We start from the raw sequence: 24,293 nt of genomic DNA on the forward strand, positions 1-24,293 counted from the left end.
CGGCCTAGTCGCTATTTAGGGCGTCCAAGATTTGGGACGCATTTCATTTTTCGCTCTGGTTTTGCATTCCTGGATAGATAGAAAAAGAAACCGCCTCCTCAAAAGAAAGCGGTTTCTTATAGTTCTATGTGAACGCGAGGTCTTTGACCCGGAGAGTCCGAGGTACTTGTTGGTAAGACCTTATTTAGGAGCGCGCAACCTTGCCGGACTTGAGGCAGGTGGAGCAAACGTTCATCTTGCGACGGTGACCATCGACGACGACGTAGACGCGCTGGATGTTGGGGCGGAACTTACGGTTGGTGACGCGGTGAGAGTGGCTGATGGAGCGACCGGCAACGGGGTGCTTACCGCAAACTTCGCAAACTTTGGACATAACTGACCCTCCTTGGGCGACAAACGAACATGTCGCGTTAACAAACAAGCCTGAACTATAGCACAGAAGTCGCTCCCTGTGCGCAATCTACACAGAGATATTCCTCTTTTGGCGATAGTGCTCACGCTACGGCCCTGGACGTAGATCCGATTTGCGTGCAGCAGAGGGGATTATGCCAGCTCGTGCGTGCGTTTTCAAGCTCGTCCCACAAATATATATAGGTTTATGGAGCGCCTGCGCCCGTTTACGGATTGCTCTGTATTTATGCTCGCAATTAAGCTCGAGGTTGGCTACACTATCCCTTGACCATTAAAGGGGTACGAGATACCCACATGGAATTACATTGCTGCCAAAGAGCAGCCCTTCCTGTGGGTGTCTGGTCCGCTTTGAGCGGTCGGGCATCTATTTTTTTGACTGTGTCAGCAGTCAAGACATGTGAGGAAGGAGATCGATGGGCACGACTTCCCCCAAGGCGGTCATCATGGACGAGACCGCCGTCAACCGAGCGATGACCCGCATCGCGCACGAGATCCTCGAGCGCAACGAGGGCTGTGAAGACCTCGCTCTGGTCGGTATCGTCACGCGCGGCGACCTTCTGGCAAAGAAGCTCGCCGAGGAGATCAAGGAGATCGAGGGCGTCGACGTTCCGCTCGGCAGCCTCGACATCAGCTTCTACCGCGATGACTATGCGACCAATTTCGCTCCCGCGATCCACGCTACCAACATTCCCTTCAGCGTCGACGGCAAGCGCGTCGTGCTGGTGGACGACATCCTGTACACGGGTCGCACCATCCGCGCCGCTCTGGACGCCGTTATGGACCTGGGCCGTCCGAGCCGAGTCGAGCTGGCAGTTCTCGTTGACCGCGGTCACCGCGAGCTCCCTATCTCGCCGGACTTTGTCGGCAAGAACGTTCCCTCGTCGCACGAGGAGAACGTGCACCTATATATGAAGGAAGTCGACGGCCGTACCGCTGTCGAGATCAACGACGTCGCGCCGGGTTCCCACGTGGGCTCCGCGCCGCTGGGAGGTGAGTAGTACCGTGGCGTTCAATCATAAGCACCTGATCGACATTACCGAGTACTCCGAAGAGGACATCAAGCTCATCCTCGAGACCGCCAAGGCGTTCTCCGAGGTCAACGAGCGTGCCATCAAGAAGGTCCCCACGCTCAAGGGTAAGACCATCGTCAACATGTTCAACGAGCCCTCGACGCGTACCCGCAGCTCCTTCGAGCTCGCCGAGAAGCGTCTTTCGGCCGACAGCCTCAACTTCGGCGGCTCCTCGACCTCCACGGTCAAGGGCGAGAGCCTCGTCGATACCGTCGAGACCCTCAACGCCTATAAGATCGACTGCATTGTCGTGCGCGATAAGCACGCCGGCGCTCCCTACATCGTCACGCAGAACTCGCCCGCGAGCGTCATCTGCGCCGGCGACGGCAAGCACAACCATCCCACGCAGGCCCTGCTCGACCTGTACACCATCTGGGAGCACAAGGGCGACTTCCACGGTCTTAAGGTCGCCGTCGTCGGCGATATCGCGCACTCCCGCGTCTGCGGCTCGCTGATCCCCGCCCTTAAGATCATGGGCTGCGAGACCTACGCCGTCGCCCCCGGCACGCTGCTGCCGCCGGCGCCCGAGGTCCTGGGCTGCGACCACGTGACGAGCGACCTCGATTCGGTACTCCCCGAGCTGGACGTCGTCTACATGCTGCGCGTGCAGCAGGAGCGCCTCGAGGGCGCTCCGTTCCCGACCATTCGTGAGTACCACAAGCTCTTCGGCCTGACCAAGGACCGCGAGAAGCTCATGAAGCCCGACGCGATCATCTGTCACCCGGGCCCCATCAACCGCGGCGTCGAGTTCGACTCCTATATGGCCGACCACCCGCAACGCTCCGTCATCCTGGAGCAGGTCTACGCCGGTATCTGCGTGCGTATGGCTATCCTGTATCTGCTGCTTGGAGGTGCCGATAATGGCCTTGCTTCTTAAGAATGCCCACGTCGTCGACCCGTCCGTCGAGCTTGACGGTGTCGTTGACGTCCTGATTGACGGCGATAAGATCGCCGAGGTCGGCGAGAATCTCGCCGTCGAGGGAGCCGAGGTCCGCGACCTTTCCGGCAAATATCTCGTCCCCGGCCTGGTGGATATGCACGTTCACCTTCGCGAGCCCGGCTACGAGGTCAAAGAGGACATCGAGAGCGGCACCCGTGCAGCTGCCAAGGGCGGCTTTACCGGCGTGTGCGCCATGCCCAACACCGATCCTGTCACCGATAACGGCACCGTCGTGGAGTTCGTCAAGTCCCGCGCTGCCGAGGTCGGCCACTGCCGCGTCTATCCGTCGGGAGCCATGACCCGCGGTCTTAAGGGCGAGGCCATGTCCGAGATGGGCGATATGGTCGCCCACGGCGCCGTCGCCTTCACTGACGACGGTCGTGGCGTGCAGGGCGCGGGCATGCTCCGTCGCTGCATGGACTACGGCAAGATGTTCGGCAAGGTCTTTATGAGCCACTGCCAGGACGAGGACCTGGTCGGCCACGGCCAGATCAACGAGGGCAAGGTCTCGACCCGTCTGGCTCTCGAGGGCTGGCCGGCTGCCGGCGAGGAGCTCCAGATCGCCCGCGACATCGAGATCGCCAAGCTGACCGGTGCCAAGCTGCACATCCAGCACATCTCCACCGCCCATGGCCTGGAGCTCGTGCGTGCCGGTAAGGCAGCTGGCGTGCAGGTCACCTGCGAGGCCACGCCGCATCACATGTTCCTGACCGAGAACGACCTGGACGAGACCTACAACACCTCGCTCAAGGTCAACCCGCCGCTGCGTACCGACGAGGACGCCGAGGCTATCCGTCAGGGCGTCATCGACGGTACCGTCGACGCTATCGTCACCGATCACGCTCCCCATACTCCGTGGGAGAAGGCCCGCGAGTTCGAGCTTGCGCCCTTCGGCATGATCGGCCTCGAGACTTCGCTGTCGCTCGTGCTCACCGAGCTGGTCAACACGGGCAAGATGAGCATGGGTCGCATGGTCGAGCTCATGGCCATCAAGCCTCGTGAGATCCTGGGCCTCGACCAGGTTCAGGTCAAGGCGGGCTCCGTTGCCGACCTGACTGTCTTCGACGCGTCTGCCACCTGGACGGTCGGCGAGGACGGCTACGAGTCGCGTGCCGAGAATTCCGGTTTTGCCGGCCGCACGCTCACCGGTCGTGCCACCGATGTGTTTGTCGGCGGCAAGCAGACGCTCGCCGACGGCTGCATCTGCTAGCATAGCCTTATCGCTTTTGTGCGCGGCGCCCTTGCGGTGCCGCGCTTTCTGTTCGCCTGAACCATGCAACCGCATGGGGGATTGGAGCGTCTATGCCCACACCTTCCACTGCACGCATGCACGACTTCGAGGTCGTCTCGAACAAGGAGATCGCCGAGGGCATCTTCTCGCTCGTAATCTCGGCCCCCAAGCTTGCAAGTGCGCTCAAGCCCGGTCAGTTTGTGAACATCGCCGTGCCCGGCGATGCCTCTTCGCTGCTTCGCGTGCCCCTGAGCTTCTATCGCGCCGACGCCCAGGCCGGCACCGTCGAGCTGTGGTACGCCGTCGTGGGCGACGACACCCGCCGTCTGTCGCAGATGGCCCCCGGTTCCACTTCTAACCTGCTGGGCCCTGGCGGCCGCGGCTGGCTTGTTCCCGAGGGCACCAGGAAGGCGCTGCTCGTTGCGGGCGGCATCGGTGTTCCGCCCGTGCTGTGCCTTGCCGGCATGCTCGTCGAGCAGGGTGTGGCCGTCGACGTGTGCCTGGGCTTTGGCACCGCGTCCAAGGCCGTGGGAGTCGATGAGTTCCGCGCGCTGTGCGATACGGTCAACGTGTGCACCGACGACGGCTCGCTCGGCACGCACGGTTTTTGCACCGATCCTGCCGCTGAGCTGCTTGGCGAGGGCGGCTACGACTACGTCGCCAGCTGCGGCCCCGCTGTCATGATGAAGAAAGTCGCCGCCGCTGCCGCCGAGGCCGGTGCGTACTGCGAGGTGTCCCTCGAGCGCATGATGAGCTGTGGCTTTGGCGCCTGCAACACCTGCAATGTCGAGACGGTCGACGGTATGAAGGGTGCTTGCATGTGCGGCCCCGTGTTCGATGCTTCCAAGGTGGTGGTCTTCTAGTGGGTACCGTTAACATGGCCGTCGATTTCGGCGGCGTCAAGATGCAGAACCCCATTAACACCGCAGCCGGTACCTTTGGCTACGGTTGGCAGTTCCAGAACTTCTTTGATGTTTCCCAGCTGGGCGCCATCACCACCAAGGGTTGCGCTGCCGAGCCCTGGCCCGGCAATCCCGCGCCCCGCATGGCCGAAATTCCCGGCGGTATGATCAACTCCGTGGGTCTTCAGAACCCCGGCGTGGCCGCCTTTGCCCGCGAGTCCGGTCCGTGGCTCGAACAGCTGTCCAAGGACGGCTGCCAGGTCATCTGTCAGGTTGCCGGTCACTCCGTTGACGAGTTTGTCCGCGCACTCGAGATGTATGTCGAGCTGTGCCCCTGGGCTGCCGGCTACGAGATCAACGTGAGCTGCCCTAATATCGCCGCCGGCGGTGCCGCCATGGGCTCCACGCCCGAGGGCGCCTCTTCCGTTATGGCTGCCTGCCGCAAGGTGACTGATAAGCCGCTGTTCGTAAAGATGGCGCCGGTTAACGTCGCCGAGATCGCTAAGGCCCTCGAGGCTGCCGGTGCCGACGGTCTTTCGGTCATCAACTCCATCCAGGGCATGGCCATCGACGTCCATACCCGCAAGTCCCGCGTGGCCAAGCCCAAGGGCGGCCTTTCGGGCCCGCTGTGCCACCACATCGCCGTGCGTATGGTCTGGGAGGTTGCCCAGGCCGTCGATATCCCCATCAACGGTGTCGGCGGTGTCATGACCGGCGAGGATGCGGCTGAGTTTATCCTGGCCGGCGCCACCTGCGTGTCGGTCGGTATGGCCAACTTTGTCGATCCGTGCGCTTCGATTAAGATCGCGCGCGAGCTCGAGGCTTGGGCAGAGTCCCAGGGCGTGAAGGATATCAACGAGCTGGTGGGTGCTTTCGAATGCTAGAGAATGATGCCCGCGACCGTGTTATTGTCGCCCTCGACTGCGACCGTGAGCGTGCGCTCGAGCTCGCCCACGAGCTTTCGGGCCATGCCGCTTGGCTCAAGGTCGGCATGACGCTCTATTACGCTGAGGGCCCCCAGATCGTCAAGACCTTTAAGGACCTTGGCTTTAAGGTCTTCCTCGACCTTAAGTTCCATGACATTCCGCATCAGGTGCGCGGCGCTGCCCGCTCGGCCTCGCTTGCCGGTGCCGACCTGCTTTCGGTCCACGGCCTGGGCTCGGGCGCTATGCTCGCTGCCTGCCGCGAGGGTGCCGAGGAGGCGCGCGAGGACCGCGCCAAGCTCGTTGCCATCACCGTGCTCACGAGCATGAATCAGGATGCCTTGAGCGAGATTGGCGTCGAGTCCCCCGTGGCCGAGGAGGCCGCCCGCTTGGCAAAGCTCGCTCAGGCCAACGGCATCGATGGCATCGTGTGCTCGCCGATGGAGGCTCACGACATGCGTGAGCTGCTGGGTCCTGATGCCCTGATCGTGACTCCGGGTGTGCGTCCGGTGGGTGCCGCCCTTGGTGACCAGTCCCGCGTGGCGACGCCTTCCCAGGCTATCGAGCGTGGCGCAAGCCACATTGTGGTGGGCCGTCCCATCACCGGTGCCGACGATCCGGTTGCCGCCTTTGACGCCATCGTCGCCGAGCTGGTCGAAAACGTCGCGTAAAAGATTCCCCTAAGTCACCACTTTTGGGTCTCATTAGCACAAAATAGCCCCTGTGCCTGCGTAAACTTTCCCATCCTTTGTGTGGAATCGCAGGTCAGGGGCTTAACTTTGGGCGCAGTATATTGCACTTTTTGCGGGTATCGTCTAACCTATGGAGCCGCGATTGGGCATTTTGTACGTTCTACGTGCTAAAATGCTAATTATTGAATCAGATATAACCCAACTATTTGGAGGTACGAATGGCACTCCCTCAGCTTACCGACGAGCAGCGCAAGCAGGCTCTTGAGAAGGCTGCTGCCGCACGTCACGCCCGCGCTGAGCTTCGCGAGCAGATCAAGAAGGGCGAGAAGTCCCTCGAGTCCGTGCTCAACTCCGATGACCCCATCGCTTCCCGCATGAAGGTTTCCACTCTCATCGAGTCTCTCCCTGGTTATGGCAAGGCCAAGGCCGCCAAGATCATGGAGGAGCTCGGTATCTCCGCTACCCGTCGCGTCCAGGGCCTCGGCGTCCGTCAGCGCGAGCAGCTCCTCGAGCAGCTGACCAAATAAGTGAGCGCTCAGGATTCCAAGCTCTTTGTGATTTCTGGACCGTCAGGCGCAGGCAAGGGTACGCTCGTCACTCGTGTGCGCGAGCGCCGCTCGAACCTGGGCCTGACGGTTTCGGCTACCACGCGAGCACCACGCAAAGGTGAGGTCGACGGCGTCAACTACTTTTTTCTGACGCGCGAGGAGTTCGACCGCCGCGTGGCAAACGGTGAGTTTGTTGAGTGGGCCGAGGTCCACGGTAACTGCTACGGCACGTTGGTGAGCGAGGTCACATCCAAGCTCGCCTCGGGCTCGTCTCTGATTTTGGAGATCGATGTCCAGGGCGCCCTGCAGGTGAAGGAGCGTTTCCCCGAGGCCGTGCTGATCTTTATCAAGCCGCCTTCGCTTGAGGTGCTCCGCGAGCGTCTAGTCGGTCGCGGTACCGAGACGCCCGAGACGATTGAGCTGCGTATGGCAAACGCCGCCGATGAGCTTGCCCTTGCCGACCGCTACGACGACGTCGTGGTGAATGACGATCTCGACCGCGCGACCGATGAGCTCGTTCGCGTTCTCGATATGCATGAAAGGATCTGAGGTCCGTGTCCGTTGTAAAGCCTTGCATTGACGATCTTCTGGAGAAGACCGATCACAACCGCTTCCTGCTCGCTTCGCTTGCCTCCAAGCGCGCCTGCGACATCAATAGCATGCTGCGTGGCCAGCACAACCGCGTGCTTGCCGTCCAGGATGTCGATGACATCACCATCGGGCTTTCCGGTGCCGATACCATCTCGATGGCTATGGACGAGATTGTCGACGGCGACATCTCTTACGACGAGGCCCGTTACGAGAAGGCGCTCGGCCACAAGGTTGCTGAAGCCTAAATGGCAGCTCGCGTCTGCCTGGTCCACTATCACGAGGTTGGACTGAAGGGCAAGAACCGCGCACATTTTGAGCATATCCTCATGGATAACATCAAGGCGGCCTTGGCCGCCTTTTCCGTGAACGCCGTGTCTCGAATTTCCGGTTATATCCTCGTGACCTTTAACGAGCATCAGGCCGACGAGGCGGCGCGTGTCATCCGCACCGTCCCCGGCGTTGCCCGTGTGTCCCTGGCGTACCACACCAACCGCGACCCGCAGGAGTACTGCGCCGCCGCCGTCAAGGCGCTGCGCGAGTTTGGCCCCTTCGATTCGTTTAAGGTGCACGCCAAGCGTTCCAATACCGACTATGAGCTCACCTCGATTGATATCAATCGTCAGGTGGGCGAGGTACTGTGTGAGGCCTTCCCCGATAAAAAGGTCCAGATGCACGACCCCGATGCAATGGTGCACGTACTGGTGGTCCAGGGTAGCGTTTACGTGTACGCACGCTCCGAGCACGGCGTGGGCGGTCTGCCGGTGGGTTCTGCCGGCAAGGTCGTGACGCTGCTGTCCTCGGGTATCGATTCTCCGGTGGCGACCTGGATGCTCGCGCGCCGCGGCGCGGTTTGCGTGCCGGTGCATTTCTCCGGTCGTCCGCAGACGCCCGATACGAGCGAGTATTTGGTGCAGGATATCATCCGTGCGCTTGAGCCGGGTGTCCAGATCGGCCGCCTGTACGTGGTGCCGTTTGGCGACTGCCAGCGTGAGATTTCGGTCACCTGTCCCAGCAACCTGCGCGTGATCATGTATCGCCGCATTATGTATTCGGTTGCTGAGCGCATTGCACACATCGAGGGTGCCAAGGCCATCGTTACGGGCGAATCGCTTGGACAGGTTGCCTCCCAGACGCTCGAGAACATCATGGCCGTCAACGAGGCCGTCAGGATCCCCGTGTTCCGTCCGTTGATCGGTTCGGACAAGCAGGAGATTATTGCGCGCGCTCAGGAAATCGGCACGTTCGATATTTCCACCGAGGCGGCGCCCGACTGCTGCACGCTGTTTATGCCGCGTCGTCCCGAGACGCACGCCAAACTCGATGCCGTGCACGAGGCCTGGGAGCTGTTCGACCACGAGGAGATGATTGAGCGCCTGCTCAAGCAGACCGAGTACATCGACTTCGAGAGCAACATATATAAGGCCCCTAAGACCTTAAAACGCAAACATTCGGAGCTTGCTCCGCGTGAGATTTACCAAGATCACGAGTAAATTTGTGTATAGACCGACGATGCGCCTGTATCGTCGGTCTTTTGGTATCTGGGCAAATGATGCCAAGATGTTCATTCGCTGACGTGTGTCTGAATAAATGGACATTTTTTCGCAAGGTTTAGGTCAGCTTTTGGTTTGACCGCGAAAACTGGTGTGGACGTGCGGAAGCTGCGGCGTTCGTTTCCTGACACGATGGTGTTGGGAGGTTTTGCTATGGCGCAGCGCGAACAACACGAACGAGTCAAAAAGATGGACCGCTGGGCGGGCAAACTGCTCGGTCATAAGGCAGTGGTGATGGCGATACTGGTCGTCATTGCGATGGCGAGTGGACTGGCAATGGCGAACTTTGGCGGCGGTGCCGGCGGTGTGTCGTTTGAGCGCACTGATGGTTCGGGCACGTTAGTGGAGCCGGGATCCGGCGATGCTTCGAGTGGAAAGACATCTGAAGGCTCTTCGCCTAAGGCGTCTGCCGCGGCAGAGGTCTATGTCGATGTTGATGGCGCCGTGGTGTCACCCGGTGTATATCGCCTCAAAGACGGGGCGCGGGTGGCTCAGGCGATTGATGCCGCCGGTGGGCTGGCGCCCGAAGCAGACGTTACGGGGCTTAATCGTGCATCCAAGGTCACTGATGGACAAAAAATTCACGTTCCAACGGTAGGGGAGCAGCAGGTGTCCATTGCGGAAGCCGGTGTTGATGGTGGGACTTCCGCATCATCAGGCGTCGGTGGCGCAACAGGCCTAGTAAACATTAATACGGCAAGCTCGGCAGAGCTGCAGACGCTCTCGGGCATCGGTCCCTCAATGGCACAGTCGATTATCGATGAACGGACAAAGAACGGTGCTTTTGCTTCGGTTGACGATCTGATGCGCGTGTCGGGAATCGGCGAGAAGAAGCTTGCCAAAATCAAAGATTGCATCTGCGTATGAGTACGACCGAGCGAGAGCACGTGATGCCTCCGCGGCCCCTGATTCCGTGGACGATGGCCCTGTGTGCCGGCATGTGCGTGAGCTGCGCCTTGGTGCTCAGCATAGCCGCTGATGTGCTGCTGAGGGAGCGGGCGACGGCGGTCGGGCCGCTATGGGCCATTCCCGTTGCGGCAGCGGTTTTCGTTGTGCTGGCTCACTCTTGTGCGCGGCTTGCCCCTTTGAAGCGGTGGCTGTATGCCGCGTCCGTCGGTCTCGTGGCGGGAGCGGTCGTCTCGGCGTGGTGGGCTGTGGGTGCGCTCAGCGCCTCGAGGGCGCTCGACGGTCGAGCGGCAAGCGGCCTCGAGTTTGTCGTGCAGGGTGATCCATCCATAAACGACGACGTGTATTCCTATACCTGCGAGGCACGCGCGGACGGTAAGAACTTGGCAACGGTTCGCCTATCGTGTGATCGTGAGCTCAAGGTCGGGGCGCACGTGCGTGTTATCGGTCGCGTTTTACGTTTTGAGAACGATGCGTATGGTCGCTCACGCGTGCTTCGAGGCGAGCTCCGAAAAGTGAAGGTCATCCGGTTGGTGTCGGTCGACGAGGGCTCTCCGGGGCCGCTGCTTCGACTGCGAAATGAGCTGCTTGCGTCCATCTTGCCTGCGACCGACCCGGCGCGTGCGCTCATAGCTGGAGTCGTCTGCGGTCGTTCGGCCGAGCTGCGCGCCCAGCCGGCGAGCGACTGGTTTTCGGTGACGGGAACGGCGCATCTTATCGCCGTCTCGGGCAGCCATTTGGCTATCGTGGGGTTTGTAATCGAGGGTGTATTGCAAAAGACTCGGTGCTCACGTGGTCTTCAGCGGGCGATATTGGCGATAACGCTTGTGGGCTACGCTGCCTTTACGGGCGCGTCTCCCTCGGCTGTGCGCGCGTGCTGCATGGTGTTCGCGACGCTTGTCGTAAACGGCGCGGGGCGTCGCCGGCACGGCCTTTCGGCGCTCTTCGCAACCATGTCCATCTTTGTGCTGCTGCGGCCGACGGTGCTGTTTGAGATGGGCTTTCAGCTTTCATGTGCCAGCGTCTTAGCCATTCTGTGCTTTTGCTCTTATGCGACCTACGCTTTGGGTGAGCTGGGCTTGCCATCGGGCGTTGCCGGCATGCTTTCCGTCACGCTGTGCTCGCAACTGGCGACACTTCCCATTACCGTTCCTGCCTTCGGTACGTTCTCGCTCATTGCTCCGCTGGCAAATGCGGTCCTCGGTCCGGTGGTGAGCGTACTGCTCGCTGTGTCGATCGTGCTGGTTCCCTTTTCGTTCGTGGCACCGTTGCGGACTTGGGCGCTCGTTGTGCCCATGATTGCCGCCCGTTGCGCGCTGTTCTTCGAGCAGCTGTTTGCCGCCGTGCCGGGTGCATACGTGAGCGTGCCGCCCGATAGCATGTGGATTTACCTAGTGCCGTGTTTTCTGGCGGTTCTGCTGGTCTGGTGGCCGCGTCCCCGTGCACGTCCTATGGCGGTGGGGCTTGCATGCCTGATGCTCTTGGCTGCGATTCCGTACGTCTATTGGGATCGATTCGCTCCGCCTTCGGTGACGGTTCTCGATGTGGGCCAGGCCGATGCGATTCTTATCCGCCAAGGCGGCGCAGTTGCACTTGTCGACTGCGGGCTCGACGAGCGTGTGGTTGCGGCGTTGGTTCGCAATAACGTGCACCATATCGATGCCGTTTTTGTGACGCATTGGGATGAGGACCACTGGGGTGGTTTGCCTGCCGTGCTCGAACAGTTTTCGGTCGGAACGATTGCCGTGGCGGCGGATGCGCTGGAGGATGCTCCTGCCGAGGTATTGAACCGACCTGGCGTGGAGTATCGGCAGGTGCGTCGTGGGGATACGGTCGACATCGGCTCATTTTGCGCTCGCGTGATGTGGCCATTCGAGTCCGTGGATGGCGAGGGAAATGAGGACTCGCTTGTCCTGCTGCTCTCTTATGTTCAGGAAGGTAAGGGCCTGCGAATACTTCTCACCGGTGATGCTGAGCTCGACCAAGAGCGGGAATTCGTGCAGGAGGTGGGGGACATCGATGTCCTTAAACTTGGGCATCACGGCTCCAAGGTTTCAGTCGATGGTGAGTTGCTGGACATTCTGACGCCCGAGCTTTCCCTCGCAAGCGCCGGTGAGGGAAATCGATACGGCCATCCGTCCGATGCCTGCATCGATGCCGTGAAGGAAGCGGGTGGTGTGTTCGCGTGTACCATCGAACACGGCGACATTACCGTCACGCCGACTGCGAATGGTTTTGCGATGCGATGCCAGCGACCGTGACGACGTCGTTGGCGTGCGGTGGGCCCCTGGGCTAGAATGGCACGGAACGAATGCGAAGGCCTGCGGGAGGGGAGCGCAATGTCCGAAACCGGTCTGCTGCCGGCATATCTGATCGTCGGTACCGACGGAGTCAAGCGCGATCACGCCGTCTCGCGTATGAAAGCGCGTCTGGAAAAGTCGGGCATGGTCGAGTTCAACCTCGACGAGCGCGACATGACCAAGGACCCCGATATCGAGTCCATTATCGGATCGCTTAACACCTTTCCCATGGGCAGTGAGTTTCGTCTGGTAATCCTCGATGGCTGCTCAAAGCTCGCCAAGGCGGTCTCGGAGCCGCTCGTTGGGTATCTGGCGAGTCCCAGCCCCACAACGGTCTGCCTCATCATCGCCGACTCACTTGCCAAGAATGCGCGCCTGTATAAGGCAATCGCCAAGATCGACAAGAAGGCTATCGTCGATTGCTCGGGTACCAAGCGCTGGGAACTGCCGCGCCGTGTTCAGCAGATGGCGACGCAGCGCGGTAAGTCGATTTCGACGGCGGCCGCCGAGGAGCTCGTCTCGCGTTCGGGCGAAAACACGCGCATGCTCGATAACGACTTGGCTAAGCTTGCCCAGATGGTCGAGGCGCCCCAGATTGAACTTGCCGATGTTGAGCGCTGGATTGTACGTACGGCCGAGGTCCAACCCTGGGACTTCCTCAACGCCGTCTCGGCTCGCGATATGCGGCGTTCGCTCGAGCTCTTTAAGCTCCTGCCCTCCAAGAGCTACGTGTGGACTTACACATTGCTGTGCGGTCGCATCCGTGAGCTGATCGTCGCCAAGGCGCTTGATGCGCGCGGACAGGGTCGCGAGCTGGCCGCAACGCTCAAGCTCCAGTCCTGGCAGGTCAAGAATCACCTTACCTGGGCGCGTCGCTTTTCGATGGCAGAGCTCATCGCAGCGCTCGAGGGTGCGGTCGATGTGGAGCTCGCGCTCAAGGGTTCGGCCGATTCTCAGACGGCGCTTTTGCTCTGGATTACGAACATCTTGAGAAAATCGTGATGATACCTGCCTATTTGACAAATTCGTTCTATCCCTTTGAGAGGGAGCGTGCTATAGTAGGCGCTTGCATGACCTCACCGTGTCTCAGAGGTGTCATACATTTTTTGCAAGGAACTCGAAAGGAACTCCAGAAGTGGCAAACATCAAGTCTCAGAAGAAGCGTATCCGCACCAATGAGGCAGCTCGCATGCGTAACAAGGCTGTCAAGTCCGAGCTCAAGACGCTGACCAAGCACGTCCAGTCCGCCGTCGCCGAGGGCGACGCCGAGAAGGCCCAGGCTGCCCTCAAGACCGTCACCAAGCGTCTCGACATGGCTGCCGCCAAGCATGTTATCCACAAGAACCAGGCTTCCAACCGCAAGTCCGGTCTTGCCAAGCTCGTGAACAGCATCAACGCCTAAGTTGTAAATTTCACACCACACAGATTACGCGCATAAATGGAGCCTGTTTTATGGAACAGGCTCCATTTTTTGTACTGCTCGGGTAAGATAGTCCGCATGAATACTTCAATTGACATTTCCCACATCCGCAACTTCTCGATCGTTGCGCACATCGACCATGGCAAGTCCACGATCAGTGACCGCATCCTCGAGCTCACCCATACCGTCGACGAACGCGACATGGAGTCGCAGCTGCTCGACACCATGGATATCGAGCGCGAGCGCGGCATTACGATCAAGTCCAATGCCGTCCGCGTTTCCTATGACGCCGACGATGGTGAGACGTATCAGTTCAATCTGATCGATACGCCGGGCCACGTTGACTTTACCTACGAGGTCTCGCGTTCTCTGGCCGCCTGCGAGGGCGCGGTGCTCGTCGTCGATGCCACCCAGGGTGTCGAGGCGCAGACCGTCTCCAACGCGACGCTCGCCATGAACGCCAACTTGGACATTGTTCCGGCCATCAACAAGATCGACCTTCCCTCGGCGCATCCCGACGAGGTTAAGACCGAGATCGAGGATGACCTGGCGATCCCTGCCGATGATGCCGTGTGCGTCTCGGGCAAGACCGGCGAGGGCATCCACGATCTGCTGGAGTCCATTGTCTTTTTGATCTCTCCGCCCAAGGGCGATGCGAACGCGCCGCTCAAGGCACTCATCCTGGATTCGTACTTCGACGAGTATCGTGGTGTCGTCGCCACGGTGCGCGTCTTTGACGGCTCTATCAAAAAGGGCGATACCCTGCTTATGATGCAGGTTAAGGGCGACTTTTTGGTCGACGGCGTGGGCGTCAAGCGTCCTGCCGAGACCCCGGTCGACGCGCTGACCGTTGGCGAGGTGGGCTACGTGGTCACGGGCCTGAAGGACCCCGAGGCCGTGCGCGTGGGCGATACCCTCACGTGGGCCTCGAACCCCTGCCCCGAGCCGCTTCCGGGCTACCGCGAGGCCAAGCCCATGGTCTACACGGGCCTGTTCCCGATCGACAACAAGGACTACGAGAATCTGCGCGACGCCCTCGATAAGCTGCACGTCAACGACCCGTCGTTGGTGTGGGAGCCCGAGACCTCGGTGGCGCTCGGCTTTGGCTTCCGCGTGGGCTTCCTGGGCCTGCTGCACATGGAAGTCGTCAAGGAACGCCTGGAGCGCGAGTTCAACCTGGACCTCATTGCCACGAGTCCCTCGGTCGACTATCACGTCTACAAGACCGACGGCGAGATGATCGATGTCCGCAGTCCGCAGGACCTTCCCGAGGCCACGCGCATCGATCGTATCGAGGAACCCTACCTCAAGGCAAAGATCATCTGCCCGCCTGAGTACACGGGTGCCGTCATGCAGCTCGCCATTGAGCACCGCGGCGTCACAACCGATATGATCCACCTGACGAGCAAATCGGTCGAGATGCGCTTCGATATGCCGCTCGCCGAGCTCATCTTGGACTTCTTCGATCAGCTCAAGAGCCGCACCAAGGGCTATGCCTCGCTCGACTACGAGTTCAACGAGTACCGTCCCTCCGAGCTCGTGAAGCTCGATATTTTGCTTTCGGGCGACGAGGTGGACGCGCTTTCGTTTATCGTCCATAAGGACAAGGCATATGGCCTGGCCCGTGGCTTGTGCGACAAGCTCAAGGAGATCATCCCGCGTCAGCTGTTCGAGGTGCCCATCCAGGGTGCTATCGGCAACAAGATCATCGCCCGTTCCACCGTCAAGGCGCGTCGCAAGGACGTTCTTGCTAAGTGCTACGGTGGCGATATCTCGCGAAAGCGCAAGCTGCTCGAGAAGCAGAAAGAGGGCAAGAAGCGTATGAAGGCCATCGGATCGGTCGAGGTCCCGCAGGAGGCCTTTATGGCGATCCTCAAGGTGGACGAGTAGGTCTATGGCTCTTTCCGAATATAGTCTGCGGCTGCTGGGCGCCTATGCCGAGCAGCCGTTCCTTATGGCTCCCATGGCGGGCGTTACCGACCCCGCCTATCGCATCATGTGTCGCCGCCGCGGTGCCAACCTTGCCTACAGCGAGATGGTGAGCGTGGCAGGCCTTGCCTATGCCAGCAACAAAACGTGGCGCCTGGTGCTGCCGACCGACGAGGAGCAGCAGATTTGCGTGCAGCTCTTTGGCTCCAAGCCCGATCAGTTTGCGAGCGCCGTCGCCGCCGTCGAGGAGCGCGTTGGCGATCGCCTGTCGCTCATCGATATCAATATGGCATGCCCCGCCCGCAAGGTTGTCACCAAGGGCGAGGGTTCGGCGCTCATGCGCACGCCCGACCTGGCCGAGAAGATCGTCGAGGCCACGGTGGGCGCGGCGCACGTGCCCGTGACCGTCAAGATTCGCAAGGGCTTTTATGCCGAGGACCGCAATGCCGCGACATTTGCCCAGATGCTTGAGGGCGCAGGGGCTGCCGCAGTCGCCGTGCATGGTCGTTGCGCCACGCAGCTCTACACGGGCCAGGCCGATTGGTCGGTCGTCGATGAGGTTGCCGACGCTGTCGAGATTCCCGTGATTGGTTCGGGCGATGTGTTCTCGGCCGAGGACGCTGCTGAGCATCTGCACGGCTCGGGTGCCAGCGCGGTGTTTATCGCGCGCGGCATCTACGGCAATCCGTGGGTGTTCGGCGATGCCCGAGCCCTTGCACTCGATGGCACGCCGGTTCCTTCTCGCTCCTCGGTCGAGCGCCTGGAGGCTCTGCGCGAGCACCTGACGTTGACGCACGAGCTTCTGCCGCTCATGTCGCGTGCTCGCACGTACGCAAGCTGGTACTTAAAGGGCATGCCCCATGCCGCCGCCTGGCGCGCTCAGGTGGTGCGTTGCTCTACGTACGAGGAGTTTATGGCGCTGGTCGATGATATCGAGCGCGACGTGGTGGCCTGCGAGGCCGCGCTTGCCGCCGGCGAGTCGGTGCCTGCCCATCCGTTGGAGGCCTAACGGTGGCCGTTACCGCGCTGTACGTGCACGTGCCGTTTTGCGCTCAAAAGTGCCGGTACTGCGACTTTGACTCGCGCAGCTTTGCTGCGTGTGATTTGGATGCCGCGCTCGATTCCTATTTTGAGCAGTTGTATGCGCGCCTCGATTCCTTTGGCGACGCCGGGGCGCTTGCGCAGGTCCGCACGGTCTATACTGGCGGCGGCACGCCATCGCTGGCAGGGGAGCGCCTGGTGGAACTTGCCCGGCGTATCTCCATGTGGTGCAAACCCGTTGAATTTACTTGCGAAGCCAATCCTGAGTCCCTGACCGCTGAGCTCGCCACCGCGCTTGCCGAGGCGGGTGTCACACGCATCTCTCTGGGCGTGCAAACCCTCGACAATACCGAGCTGGCTGCTATTGGCCGCATTCACGATGCTAATCGGGCACTTGCGGCTATCGCGACGGTGAAGGATGTTGGGCTCGATGTGTCGTGCGACCTTATGTGCGGGCTTCCCGGACAGACTATGGCGAGCTGGCAGCATACGCTCGATGGCGTGCTTGAGGCGGCCCCGCACCATGTGTCGGTCTATCCGCTCACGCTCGAGGAGGGCACGCCGCTTTACCGCATGGTGTGCCGTGACGAGTCGCTTGAGCCCGATGAGGATTTCCAGGCCGCATGCATGGACGTTGCGCGCCAGCGGCTGAGTTCGGCCGGCTACCATCCGTATGAGGTGGCGAGCTACGCGCTCGATGGGCATGAATGTGCCCATAATATCGCCTACTGGACTGGTCGGGGCTACCTGGGCCTGGGTCGTTCTGCCGCGGGCATGCTCGACGACGAGGATTTCGACCGCTTGGCTGGACTGTTTCCCGGCGTGGCTCCCCGTGGTGACTTTCACCGCGTGCGTTTGGTACAACGTGACGATGCCGCGACGATGTTTGATGCCGAGTATCTGTCGCGGCGCGAGGCGGCGGCCGAGGACCTGATGCTCGCTTGTCGCATGACGCGCGGTGTTGATTCCGACCTGTTGGTTCGCGCGTCTCGTGTCATCCCTGCCGATGAACTGGCAGCGGCTTGTGATCGCGCTCTTGAGCTTGGGCTTGCCACTTGGGTGCCCGAGCACGGTGATACCCATGCGGGGCCTATCGCCTCTGTCGATGTCATCGCTGGCCGCACCTGTGCCCGTCTGGCGCCGACCCATCTGGGCTGGCTCGATGGAAATGTTCTGTTCGAGCTGTTTTGGGATCTAGCTTAGGCCGCTCGGGTAGAATTACCGGAATATATACGCTGCTGTGAGCAGGAGGTTGCCGCGCATGGCGACGATGAACGAAAAAGATTACTACGAGATTCTGGGTGTCTCCAAGGACGCCACCTCGCGTGATATTCAAAAGGCCTTCCAGCAAAAGGCCCGTAAGCTCCATCCGGACGTCAATAAAGAGCCGGATGCCGAGGAAAAGTTTAAAGAGGTTTCCGAGGCCTACGCCGTGCTTTCGGATGAGCAAAAACGTGCGCGCTACGACGCCATGCGTTCTGGCAATCCCTTTGCCGGTGCTCCTACGGCTTCGCCCTATGGTGGCGGCTACGCCGGCAGCACGGGCTATGGCAATCCCTTTGAGGGCGGCTTTCCCTTTGGTGGCGCCTGGGGCCAGCAGCGTCGCGGCCAGGCTGCCTACAATCCCGAGAACGGCGCCAACGTGGTCGTCGATATCAAACTCGACGCCAAGGAGGCTAAGGGCGGTGCCCGCAAGACCGTCCGCTACACGCGCTTCGATACCTGTAGCAACTGCGGCGGCTCGGGCTCCGTTTCGTCTGAGCATGCCCATACCTGCCCGAGCTGCGGTGGCCGCGGCCACATCGACGTCGACCTGTCCTTCCTGTTTGGTGCGGGCACGTTCCAGTCGGTCTGCCCCGAGTGCGGCGGTTCCGGTAAGGTCGTGGCCGACCCCTGCCCCGATTGCGGTGGCAGCGGGCGAACCCGTGTGACCTCCGAGCAGACGATTGAGTTTCCTGCCGGCACGCACGATGGCGACGAGGTCCGCATTGGCGGCATGGGTCATGCTGGCACCAACGGTGCCGCGGGCGGCGACCTGGTCGGCCGCGCCCATGTTGAGGCCGAGCGCTTGGAAGGCAAAGCTCGTACTGGCTTTTACTTGATGGGCATTGTGGCGCCGTTTTTGGTGCTGTCGGCCATCTCGGGCGTGTTCTCGGCCTTTGCCGTGATGTGCTTTATTCCGTTTACCATGGGCCTGTTCATGGTGCTTTCGGACGGTGTGCTTCATCGCAGCCTGCTGTGGTGGAAGCGCGGTGCGATGCAGTTTGCCAACGGTTTTGCCAACGGCTTCATGTTCGCGCTCGTGTCGGTTTGGTTCGCGAGCTGCTCGCAACGGGCCATGCTTTCGCCGTATCAAATGCAATAACATCAAACCCTTTGTTTGCGGTCGGCCCAGCTTGGGTATAGGACGCACTGTGACAATAATGAAAGTCGGAAGGATTCGGTCGTGTCGGAAAATAGGGATTACTACGAGGTGCTTGGCGTCGACAGGGATGCCGACGCGCGGACGATTAAGCGTGCGTTTTTAAAGAAGGCCCGTACCGTACATCCGGATGTTTCGGACGATCCCGAGGCCGAGGCCAAGTTCAAGGAGCTCAACGAGGCCTATTCCGTTCTTTCCGATGAGCAGAAGCGTGCTAACTACGACCGTTACGGCACCGCGGACGGCCCCGGTGGCTCTGGTTATGTCGACATCAACGATATCTTTGGTGGCATGGGCATGGACGACCTGTTCTCGTCGTTTTTTGGCGGCGGTGCCGGCGGTGGCGCCCGCAGCCGTCGTGAGCGTCGTCGCGGACGTGACATGGCCATCTCGCTTTCGGTGACGCTCGAGGAGGCGGCGCTCGGCTGCAAAAAGACGATCAGCTATGATCGCCTTGCTCCTTGCGAGGACTGCAACGGTACCGGTAGGGCCGAGGGTGCACAGGAAAAGCAGTGCGGCCGCTGCCACGGTACGGGCTACGTCACGACGGTTCAGCGATCGTTTTTGGGCCAGGTTCAGTCTTCCTCGCCTTGCCCCGACTGCCATGGCGAGGGCACGGTTATCGACCATCCCTGCGAGACCTGCGACGGTCAGGGCCGCACGCCTTCGCACGAAAAGATCGACATCGATATTCCCGCCGGCGTTTCGACCGGTCGCCAGCTGCGTGTGAGCGGCTTTGGTGAGGCCGGTCTTCGCGGCGAGCCTTCGGGCGACCTGATTGTCAACGTGCGCGTTGCCGACCATGAGCGCTTTAAGCGCAACGGTGACGACCTGTACCTGGTGAGCGATATCTCGATTGCGCAGGCTGCGCTCGGCTGCGAGATCGAGGTCGAGGGCATTATGCCCGACGAGGTCGTTAAGGTGACGGTTCCCGCCGGCGCCCAGTACGGCGACACCGTGAGCGTCAATAATTACGGCATGCCGCGCATTGGCGGTGGCGGTTCGCGTGGCCGCCTGATCGTGCAACTGCGCGTGGTCGTTCCCACCAATCTTTCCAATAAGCAACGCGAGCTGCTCCGTGCTTTTGCCGATGAGATGGGCGATGACGTCGCTTCCGGTAAGAAGTCGGTGACCGACCGTATCAAGAGTGCCCTCGACGATATCCTCGATTAAGGAGCCCGCGTGCTCGCACCCCATATTTCCGTCGTCAACCTCGGCTGCCGTGTCAACCGGGTTGAGTCTGACCGTATCACTGCCGATCTTATGCGCTTGGGCTTTGCTATGGTAGAGCCCCAGAATGCCGATCTGATCGTCATTAACACCTGTGCCGTTACGGGCGAGGCCGAGGCCAAGACCCGTAAGGCCGTCCGTCATGCGCTGGCCCATCCAAACGAGCCTTATGTGCTCGTGACCGGTTGCGTGGTCAATTTGCATCCCGAGGAGCTGTTGGAGCTTTCGGATCGCGTGATCGCCGAGCCGTCCAAGATCGATGTCGCCGAACGTGTCTGCGAGGTGCTGGGCGTTGAGTCCGATAGCGTTCCCGCCTGCAGCGATGGCGAGGTGGTCGATGCGCTCGGTCGCTCTCGCCTGGGCGTGAAGATCCAGGACGGCTGCAACCACCGTTGCACCTATTGCATCGTGTGGAAGGCCCGCGGCCCCGAGCGTTCCGTGCCCGTCGAGTCCGTGCTTGAGCAAGTTCGCGAGGCCCAGGAGGCCGGCGTGCCCGAGGTGGTGCTGACCGGTGTGAACCTGGGTGCCTACGATGGCAAGAGCGCGACCGACGAGCATGTCGAAATCGATGAGCTGCTCGAGGCCATCATGGAGCGCACGACTATTGCGCATGTGCGCATTTCCTCGGTCGAACCCATGGATATCTCTGAGCGCCTGCTTAAGGTTATGGCGCGCTATCCGCAGCGTATTGCCCCGTTTTTGCACCTGCCCGTACAGTCCGGCTGTACGGCGACGCTGCATCGCATGGGTCGTCCCTATAGTGCCGAGGCCTTTGAGGACACGGTGCGCATGATTCGCGCCATTCTGCCGCAGGCGTCTCTTTCGTGCGACGTCATCGTCGGTTTTCCTGGTGAGACGGACGAGGAGTTCGAGGAGTCGCTGGCGCTGTGCCGCCGCGTGGGGTTCTCGCGTATGCACGTGTTCCGCTACAGTAAGCGTCCCGGTACCCTTGCTGCCGACATGCCCGACCAGGTGCCGCCCGAGGTTATGGCCGAGCGCAGCCGCCGTATGCGAGACGCGGCGCAGGAGCTCGCTATTGCCGATGCTCGTCGTCGCGTGGGCACTGTCGAGCGTGCCGTGCTCGAGTATGGTGACAACCTGACGCTCGGTTCGTTCCATCATGCCCGTCTTGACGATACCTGTGGACTTACAGCCCCGTGCCTGCTCGATGTTGCTATCATCGGAGTCGATGATTCCGGCTTGGTCCATGCGCGCAGGGAGGTCCATGGAAGCCTCGAAGATTAGACTTACCGTTCCCGAGGGAGTTGATCCCTCGCGCGTTTTGGGCGCCGGCGACGGCGTCCTTCGTGCGCTCGAGAGTTTGGTTCGCGCTCACGTGGTCGCCCGTGGCGATAGGATCTCCGTGAGCGGCGACCCGGACGAGGTCGAGCTCGTGGCTCGCTTTTTCGAACATGCTTTTCGCGAGGCGGCGGCCGGTCGTACCCTGTCTGCCGACGATGTCTCGCGTTGCCTGGCCGTCTTGCGCGACGGCGAGCATGAGGCCACATCGCTTCGCGATGACGTGCTGCTTTCATACCGCGGTCGTGTCATTCGTCCCAAGACGCTTGGGCAAAAGCGCTATGTGGATGCCATTCGCTCGCATACCATCACCTTTGGCTTGGGTCCTGCCGGTACCGGTAAGACCTATCTGGCCATGGCGCTCGCCGTTGCCGCGCTCAAGCGCCATGAGGTGGGCCGTTTGATCTTGACGCGTCCGGTTGTCGAAGCAGGGGAGAACCTGGGCTTTTTGCCCGGCACCCTCGAGGAAAAGATCGATCCGTACATGCGCCCGCTCTACGATGCCCTTTTTGACATGATGGATCGTGAGCGCACCGATGAGCTTATGGAGCGGGGCGTGATCGAGATCGCCCCGCTCGCCTACATGCGCGGTCGTACGCTGAGCGATGCTTTCGTGGTGCTCGACGAGGCGCAAAATACCACGCCCGAGCAGATGAAGATGTTCCTGACACGCCTTGGATTCAACTCCAAGTTCGTGATTACCGGCGACCTCAGCCAGCGCGACCTGGTGGGTCGTCGTGGCGGCTTGGCGGATGTCGAGAAGATTTTGGGCCGTGTCGACGATGTGGCATTTTCTCACCTCGAGCGTGCCGACGTGGTGCGTCATGCCCTGGTGGGTCGTATCGTCGAGGCATATGATGCTTATGATGACGTGCGTGAGCAGCGTTCGCGCGACCGAAAGGAGTCCCGTTGAGTGTATTGATCAGCAACGATGCCGAGCTCGATACGCTGCTCGACGCGCAAGAGGTGGAGCACATCTGCGAGGTCGTGCTTGCCGCCGAGGGCGTTGAGCGTGAAGTTGAGATTTCCCTTTCGTATGTCGACGAGGACGAGATGCACGAGCTCAACCACGAGTGGCGCGGTATCGACCGCACCACCGATGTGCTCTCGTTTGAGTGCGATTCGGCCTTTGACGATGACATTCCCGCCGATGAGACGCTCGAGCTCGGCGATATTATCTTGGCCCCGCAGGTTATTGCCCGTCAGGCCCCCGGTTTTGGCAATAGTCCCGCTGATGAGTGCCGTCTGATGCTCGTACACGGAATGCTGCACCTGCTGGGCTATGACCACATCGAGGACGACGAGGCCGAGGTCATGGAGGCCCGCGAGGACGCCATCCTGCGCGATCTGGCGCTCGAGCGCGGCGAGGACCCCAAGCTAGTCCACGTCGGCCCCATCACCAACCATGCCCACGACTAGGAGCCGTCTATGATTCCCGGATCGAACAAGGACCATCCGTCCTTTTTAAAGTCGTTTTCTTACGCCATGGAGGGCTTCGTCACCGCCGTCAAGACCGAGCGCAACATTAAGGTCATGCTCGTGGCGGGCGTGTGCACCGTCATTGCCGGCTGCATCGTGGGGCTCGACATTGCCGAGTGGGCCACGATTATCATCTGCTGCGGCCTGGTGATTCACGGCGAGCTGTGCAATACCGCCATGGAGGCCATTGTCGATCTGGCGACCCAGGAGCTCCATCCGCTGGCAAAACGCGCCAAGGACATCGCCGCCGCCTCGGTATACGTACTTTCAATCACCGCCGCGATTGTGGGCTTGCTGGTATTTGCCCACGCGCTCGGCTTTATTTAGAAAGGGATTCCCATGTCCGACAATATGCAGCCTATCGATGAAATTTTGGACGACGAGTCCCCGGATGCTAAGGCGACCGAGGCCTATGAGGAAGTCGAGGAGTTCGACCCGTTTGAGGGCATGAGCGACGAGGAACTCGACGCCCTGTGCGACGAGGACGACAGCCTCGCGGGCTTTGGCGACGTTGAGCCCGGTTTCCGCAGTGGCTTCGTGGCCTTGGTCGGCCGCCCCAACGCCGGTAAGTCAACGCTGCTCAACGCCTGCTATGGCAAAAAGGTCGCCATCACCTCGCCGGTGGCCCAGACGACCCGCCGCCGCATGCGCGCCGTCGTCAACCGCCCCGGCTACCAGCTGGTCTTTGTCGATACCCCGGGTATCCACAAGCCCAAGGACGGTCTAGGGTCCGAGCTCAATAAAAGTGCGCTGTTCGAGCTGAACGATGTCGATGTTGTCGCGTTTTTGATTGATGCCACCAAACCGATCGGCAGGGGAGACGCCTGGGTTGCCGAGCGCGTCAGATGCGCCCGTTGCAAGAAGGTCCTGGTGCTCACCAAGGCCGATGAAGCCGCCCCCGCACAGGTCATGGAGCAGCTTAAGGCCGCCCACGAGCTTATGGAATATGACGACGAGATCGTGACGTCGTCGGTCAAGAACTTTAACGTCGATGCCTTCATCGAGACCGTTGCGCACTTTTTGCCCGAGGGTCCGCGTTGGTTCCCCGAGGACATGGGTACCGACGCTTCCGATGAGACGCTCGTTGCCGAGTTTGTGCGCGAGAAGGTCTTGCGCCGCACCCGTGATGAGATCCCGCACTCCGTGGGTGTGATTTGCGATGCGCTTGAGCAGACCAAGAAGGTGCTGCGCGTGCACGCCACCATTTACGTCGAGCGCGAGGGCCAAAAGGGCATCATCATCGGCAAGGGCGGCGAGATGATCAAACATATCGGCATCGACGCCCGTCGCGACCTTGAGCGCATCTTTGGCACCCAGGTCTTTTTGGAGCTGGACGTGAAGGTCAAGGCCGGCTGGCGTGACGACGAGGCCCAGATTCGCCGCTTTGGCTATAACGCCGAGGATTAGGG

25 protein-coding genes are annotated in these 24,293 nt (G+C 60.9%); 24 read left to right on the forward strand and 1 reads right to left on the reverse strand.

Annotation, left to right across the window (positions count from 1 at the left end; all coding sequences use genetic code 11):
- Positions 1 to 184: 184 nt before the first annotated feature.
- A complete protein-coding gene (rpmB, locus tag DWZ52_RS05730; RefSeq protein WP_022094725.1) occupies positions 185 to 373 on the reverse strand; it encodes a 50S ribosomal protein L28 in 189 nt (62 codons plus the stop codon).
- Positions 374 to 824: 451 nt separating this feature from the next.
- On the opposite strand from rpmB, the gene pyrR reads away from it, so the two are divergent.
- From pyrR to era, 24 genes are all read left to right on the forward strand, one after another.
- Positions 825 to 1,409, forward strand: a complete 585-nt coding sequence (gene pyrR, locus DWZ52_RS05735) for a bifunctional pyr operon transcriptional regulator/uracil phosphoribosyltransferase PyrR (RefSeq protein WP_117583216.1) — start codon at positions 825 to 827, stop codon at positions 1,407 to 1,409.
- A gap of 4 nt (positions 1,410 to 1,413) precedes the next feature.
- Positions 1,414 to 2,358 (forward strand): aspartate carbamoyltransferase catalytic subunit, encoded by a 945-nt coding sequence (locus DWZ52_RS05740; RefSeq protein WP_035138537.1) that lies wholly within the window; start codon positions 1,414 to 1,416, stop codon positions 2,356 to 2,358.
- Positions 2,342 to 3,631, forward strand: a complete 1,290-nt coding sequence (locus DWZ52_RS05745; protein ID WP_117639911.1) for a dihydroorotase — start codon at positions 2,342 to 2,344, stop codon at positions 3,629 to 3,631. The genes DWZ52_RS05740 and DWZ52_RS05745 overlap by 17 nt, the downstream gene beginning before the upstream one ends.
- 116 nt (positions 3,632 to 3,747) lie before the next feature.
- On the forward strand, positions 3,748 to 4,515 hold the full coding sequence (locus tag DWZ52_RS05750) for a dihydroorotate dehydrogenase electron transfer subunit (protein ID WP_117639908.1): 768 nt from the start codon (positions 3,748 to 3,750) through the stop codon (positions 4,513 to 4,515).
- Positions 4,516 to 4,529: 14 nt separating this feature from the next.
- Positions 4,530 to 5,438, forward strand: a complete 909-nt coding sequence (locus DWZ52_RS05755; protein WP_199408852.1) for a dihydroorotate dehydrogenase — start codon at positions 4,530 to 4,532, stop codon at positions 5,436 to 5,438.
- Positions 5,432 to 6,148, forward strand: coding sequence for an orotidine-5'-phosphate decarboxylase (gene pyrF, locus DWZ52_RS05760; protein WP_117564271.1), 717 nt, complete (start codon positions 5,432 to 5,434; stop codon positions 6,146 to 6,148). The genes DWZ52_RS05755 and pyrF overlap by 7 nt, the downstream gene beginning before the upstream one ends.
- A 239-nt stretch (positions 6,149 to 6,387) precedes the next feature.
- Positions 6,388 to 6,696 carry an integration host factor, actinobacterial type gene (gene mihF, locus DWZ52_RS05765; RefSeq protein ID WP_006236130.1) on the forward strand — a complete coding sequence of 103 codons (309 nt, stop codon included), beginning with the start codon at positions 6,388 to 6,390 and terminating at the stop codon, positions 6,694 to 6,696.
- On the forward strand, positions 6,697 to 7,266 hold the full coding sequence (gene gmk, locus DWZ52_RS05770) for a guanylate kinase (RefSeq protein WP_099431806.1): 570 nt from the start codon (positions 6,697 to 6,699) through the stop codon (positions 7,264 to 7,266).
- Between the two features lie 5 nt (positions 7,267 to 7,271).
- Positions 7,272 to 7,553 carry a DNA-directed RNA polymerase subunit omega gene (locus DWZ52_RS05775; protein WP_035138532.1) on the forward strand — a complete coding sequence of 94 codons (282 nt, stop codon included), beginning with the start codon at positions 7,272 to 7,274 and terminating at the stop codon, positions 7,551 to 7,553.
- Positions 7,554 to 8,798, forward strand: coding sequence for a tRNA uracil 4-sulfurtransferase ThiI (gene thiI, locus DWZ52_RS05780; protein ID WP_118385102.1), 1,245 nt, complete (start codon positions 7,554 to 7,556; stop codon positions 8,796 to 8,798).
- Between the two features lie 213 nt (positions 8,799 to 9,011).
- Positions 9,012 to 9,725, forward strand: coding sequence for a helix-hairpin-helix domain-containing protein (locus DWZ52_RS05785; RefSeq protein WP_158550964.1), 714 nt, complete (start codon positions 9,012 to 9,014; stop codon positions 9,723 to 9,725).
- On the forward strand, positions 9,722 to 12,025 hold the full coding sequence (locus DWZ52_RS05790; RefSeq protein WP_118385103.1) for a DNA internalization-related competence protein ComEC/Rec2: 2,304 nt from the start codon (positions 9,722 to 9,724) through the stop codon (positions 12,023 to 12,025). The genes DWZ52_RS05785 and DWZ52_RS05790 overlap by 4 nt, the downstream gene beginning before the upstream one ends.
- 78 nt (positions 12,026 to 12,103) lie before the next feature.
- Entirely contained in the window at positions 12,104 to 13,066 is a 963-nt protein-coding gene (gene holA, locus DWZ52_RS05795) for a DNA polymerase III subunit delta (protein ID WP_118385104.1), read from the forward strand.
- Between the two features lie 133 nt (positions 13,067 to 13,199).
- Positions 13,200 to 13,466 (forward strand): 30S ribosomal protein S20, encoded by a 267-nt coding sequence (rpsT, locus tag DWZ52_RS05800; RefSeq protein ID WP_022094714.1) that lies wholly within the window; start codon positions 13,200 to 13,202, stop codon positions 13,464 to 13,466.
- Between the two features lie 96 nt (positions 13,467 to 13,562).
- Positions 13,563 to 15,374, forward strand: a complete 1,812-nt coding sequence (gene lepA / locus DWZ52_RS05805; RefSeq protein WP_118385105.1) for a translation elongation factor 4 — start codon at positions 13,563 to 13,565, stop codon at positions 15,372 to 15,374.
- Between the two features lie 4 nt (positions 15,375 to 15,378).
- Positions 15,379 to 16,422: a tRNA dihydrouridine synthase DusB gene (dusB, locus tag DWZ52_RS05810; RefSeq protein ID WP_118385106.1), complete on the forward strand. Its 1,044-nt coding sequence runs from the start codon at positions 15,379 to 15,381 to the stop codon at positions 16,420 to 16,422.
- A gap of 2 nt (positions 16,423 to 16,424) precedes the next feature.
- Entirely contained in the window at positions 16,425 to 17,657 is a 1,233-nt protein-coding gene (gene hemW / locus DWZ52_RS05815; protein WP_118385107.1) for a radical SAM family heme chaperone HemW, read from the forward strand.
- Positions 17,658 to 17,715: 58 nt separating this feature from the next.
- The gene (locus DWZ52_RS05820; protein WP_199579155.1) at positions 17,716 to 18,819 is read left to right on the forward strand and encodes a DnaJ domain-containing protein; all 1,104 of its coding nucleotides are present in this window, start codon (positions 17,716 to 17,718) and stop codon (positions 18,817 to 18,819) included.
- Between the two features lie 81 nt (positions 18,820 to 18,900).
- Positions 18,901 to 20,049, forward strand: a complete 1,149-nt coding sequence (gene dnaJ / locus DWZ52_RS05825) for a molecular chaperone DnaJ (protein ID WP_099431798.1) — start codon at positions 18,901 to 18,903, stop codon at positions 20,047 to 20,049.
- Between the two features lie 9 nt (positions 20,050 to 20,058).
- Positions 20,059 to 21,351: a MiaB/RimO family radical SAM methylthiotransferase gene (locus DWZ52_RS05830; protein ID WP_118385108.1), complete on the forward strand. Its 1,293-nt coding sequence runs from the start codon at positions 20,059 to 20,061 to the stop codon at positions 21,349 to 21,351.
- Entirely contained in the window at positions 21,332 to 22,318 is a 987-nt protein-coding gene (locus DWZ52_RS05835) for a PhoH family protein (protein WP_118385109.1), read from the forward strand. The genes DWZ52_RS05830 and DWZ52_RS05835 overlap by 20 nt, the downstream gene beginning before the upstream one ends.
- Positions 22,315 to 22,824, forward strand: a complete 510-nt coding sequence (ybeY, locus tag DWZ52_RS05840; protein WP_117654802.1) for an rRNA maturation RNase YbeY — start codon at positions 22,315 to 22,317, stop codon at positions 22,822 to 22,824. The genes DWZ52_RS05835 and ybeY overlap by 4 nt, the downstream gene beginning before the upstream one ends.
- Positions 22,825 to 22,833: 9 nt before the next feature.
- Complete coding sequence (locus DWZ52_RS05845) at positions 22,834 to 23,211, forward strand: diacylglycerol kinase family protein (RefSeq protein ID WP_099431794.1); 378 nt, start codon at positions 22,834 to 22,836, stop codon at positions 23,209 to 23,211.
- A 12-nt stretch (positions 23,212 to 23,223) separates the two neighbouring features.
- Positions 23,224 to 24,291: a GTPase Era gene (era, locus tag DWZ52_RS05850; RefSeq protein WP_199579158.1), complete on the forward strand. Its 1,068-nt coding sequence runs from the start codon at positions 23,224 to 23,226 to the stop codon at positions 24,289 to 24,291.
- Positions 24,292 to 24,293: the final 2 nt, after the last annotated feature.

The organism is Collinsella sp. AF33-16 (genome assembly GCF_003475325.1).
Classification (GTDB): Bacteria; Actinomycetota; Coriobacteriia; order Coriobacteriales; family Coriobacteriaceae; genus Collinsella.

Bases quoted from the DNA above. Each gene is read 5' to 3' on its own strand.
- DWZ52_RS05755 (WP_199408852.1), top strand. From the start codon at position 4,530: ATGGCCGTCGATTTCGGCGGCGTCAAGATGCAGAACCCCATTAACACC.
- DWZ52_RS05845 (WP_099431794.1), top strand. From the start codon at position 22,834: ATGATTCCCGGATCGAACAAGGACCATCCGTCCTTTTTAAAGTCGTTT.
- DWZ52_RS05835 (WP_118385109.1), top strand. From the start codon at position 21,332: ATGGAAGCCTCGAAGATTAGACTTACCGTTCCCGAGGGAGTTGATCCC.
- dusB (WP_118385106.1), top strand. From the start codon at position 15,379: ATGGCTCTTTCCGAATATAGTCTGCGGCTGCTGGGCGCCTATGCCGAG.
- pyrR (WP_117583216.1), top strand. From the start codon at position 825: ATGGGCACGACTTCCCCCAAGGCGGTCATCATGGACGAGACCGCCGTC.
- DWZ52_RS05745 (WP_117639911.1), top strand. From the start codon at position 2,342: ATGGCCTTGCTTCTTAAGAATGCCCACGTCGTCGACCCGTCCGTCGAG.
- mihF (WP_006236130.1), top strand. From the start codon at position 6,388: ATGGCACTCCCTCAGCTTACCGACGAGCAGCGCAAGCAGGCTCTTGAG.
- era (WP_199579158.1), top strand. From the start codon at position 23,224: ATGTCCGACAATATGCAGCCTATCGATGAAATTTTGGACGACGAGTCC.
- DWZ52_RS05785 (WP_158550964.1), top strand. From the start codon at position 9,012: ATGGCGCAGCGCGAACAACACGAACGAGTCAAAAAGATGGACCGCTGG.
- thiI (WP_118385102.1), top strand. From the start codon at position 7,554: ATGGCAGCTCGCGTCTGCCTGGTCCACTATCACGAGGTTGGACTGAAG.
- rpmB (WP_022094725.1), bottom strand. From the start codon at position 373: ATGTCCAAAGTTTGCGAAGTTTGCGGTAAGCACCCCGTTGCCGGTCGC.
- lepA (WP_118385105.1), top strand. From the start codon at position 13,563: ATGAATACTTCAATTGACATTTCCCACATCCGCAACTTCTCGATCGTT.
- DWZ52_RS05750 (WP_117639908.1), top strand. From the start codon at position 3,748: ATGCACGACTTCGAGGTCGTCTCGAACAAGGAGATCGCCGAGGGCATC.
- DWZ52_RS05790 (WP_118385103.1), top strand. From the start codon at position 9,722: ATGAGTACGACCGAGCGAGAGCACGTGATGCCTCCGCGGCCCCTGATT.
- holA (WP_118385104.1), top strand. From the start codon at position 12,104: ATGTCCGAAACCGGTCTGCTGCCGGCATATCTGATCGTCGGTACCGAC.
- pyrF (WP_117564271.1), top strand. From the start codon at position 5,432: ATGCTAGAGAATGATGCCCGCGACCGTGTTATTGTCGCCCTCGACTGC.
- DWZ52_RS05820 (WP_199579155.1), top strand. From the start codon at position 17,716: ATGGCGACGATGAACGAAAAAGATTACTACGAGATTCTGGGTGTCTCC.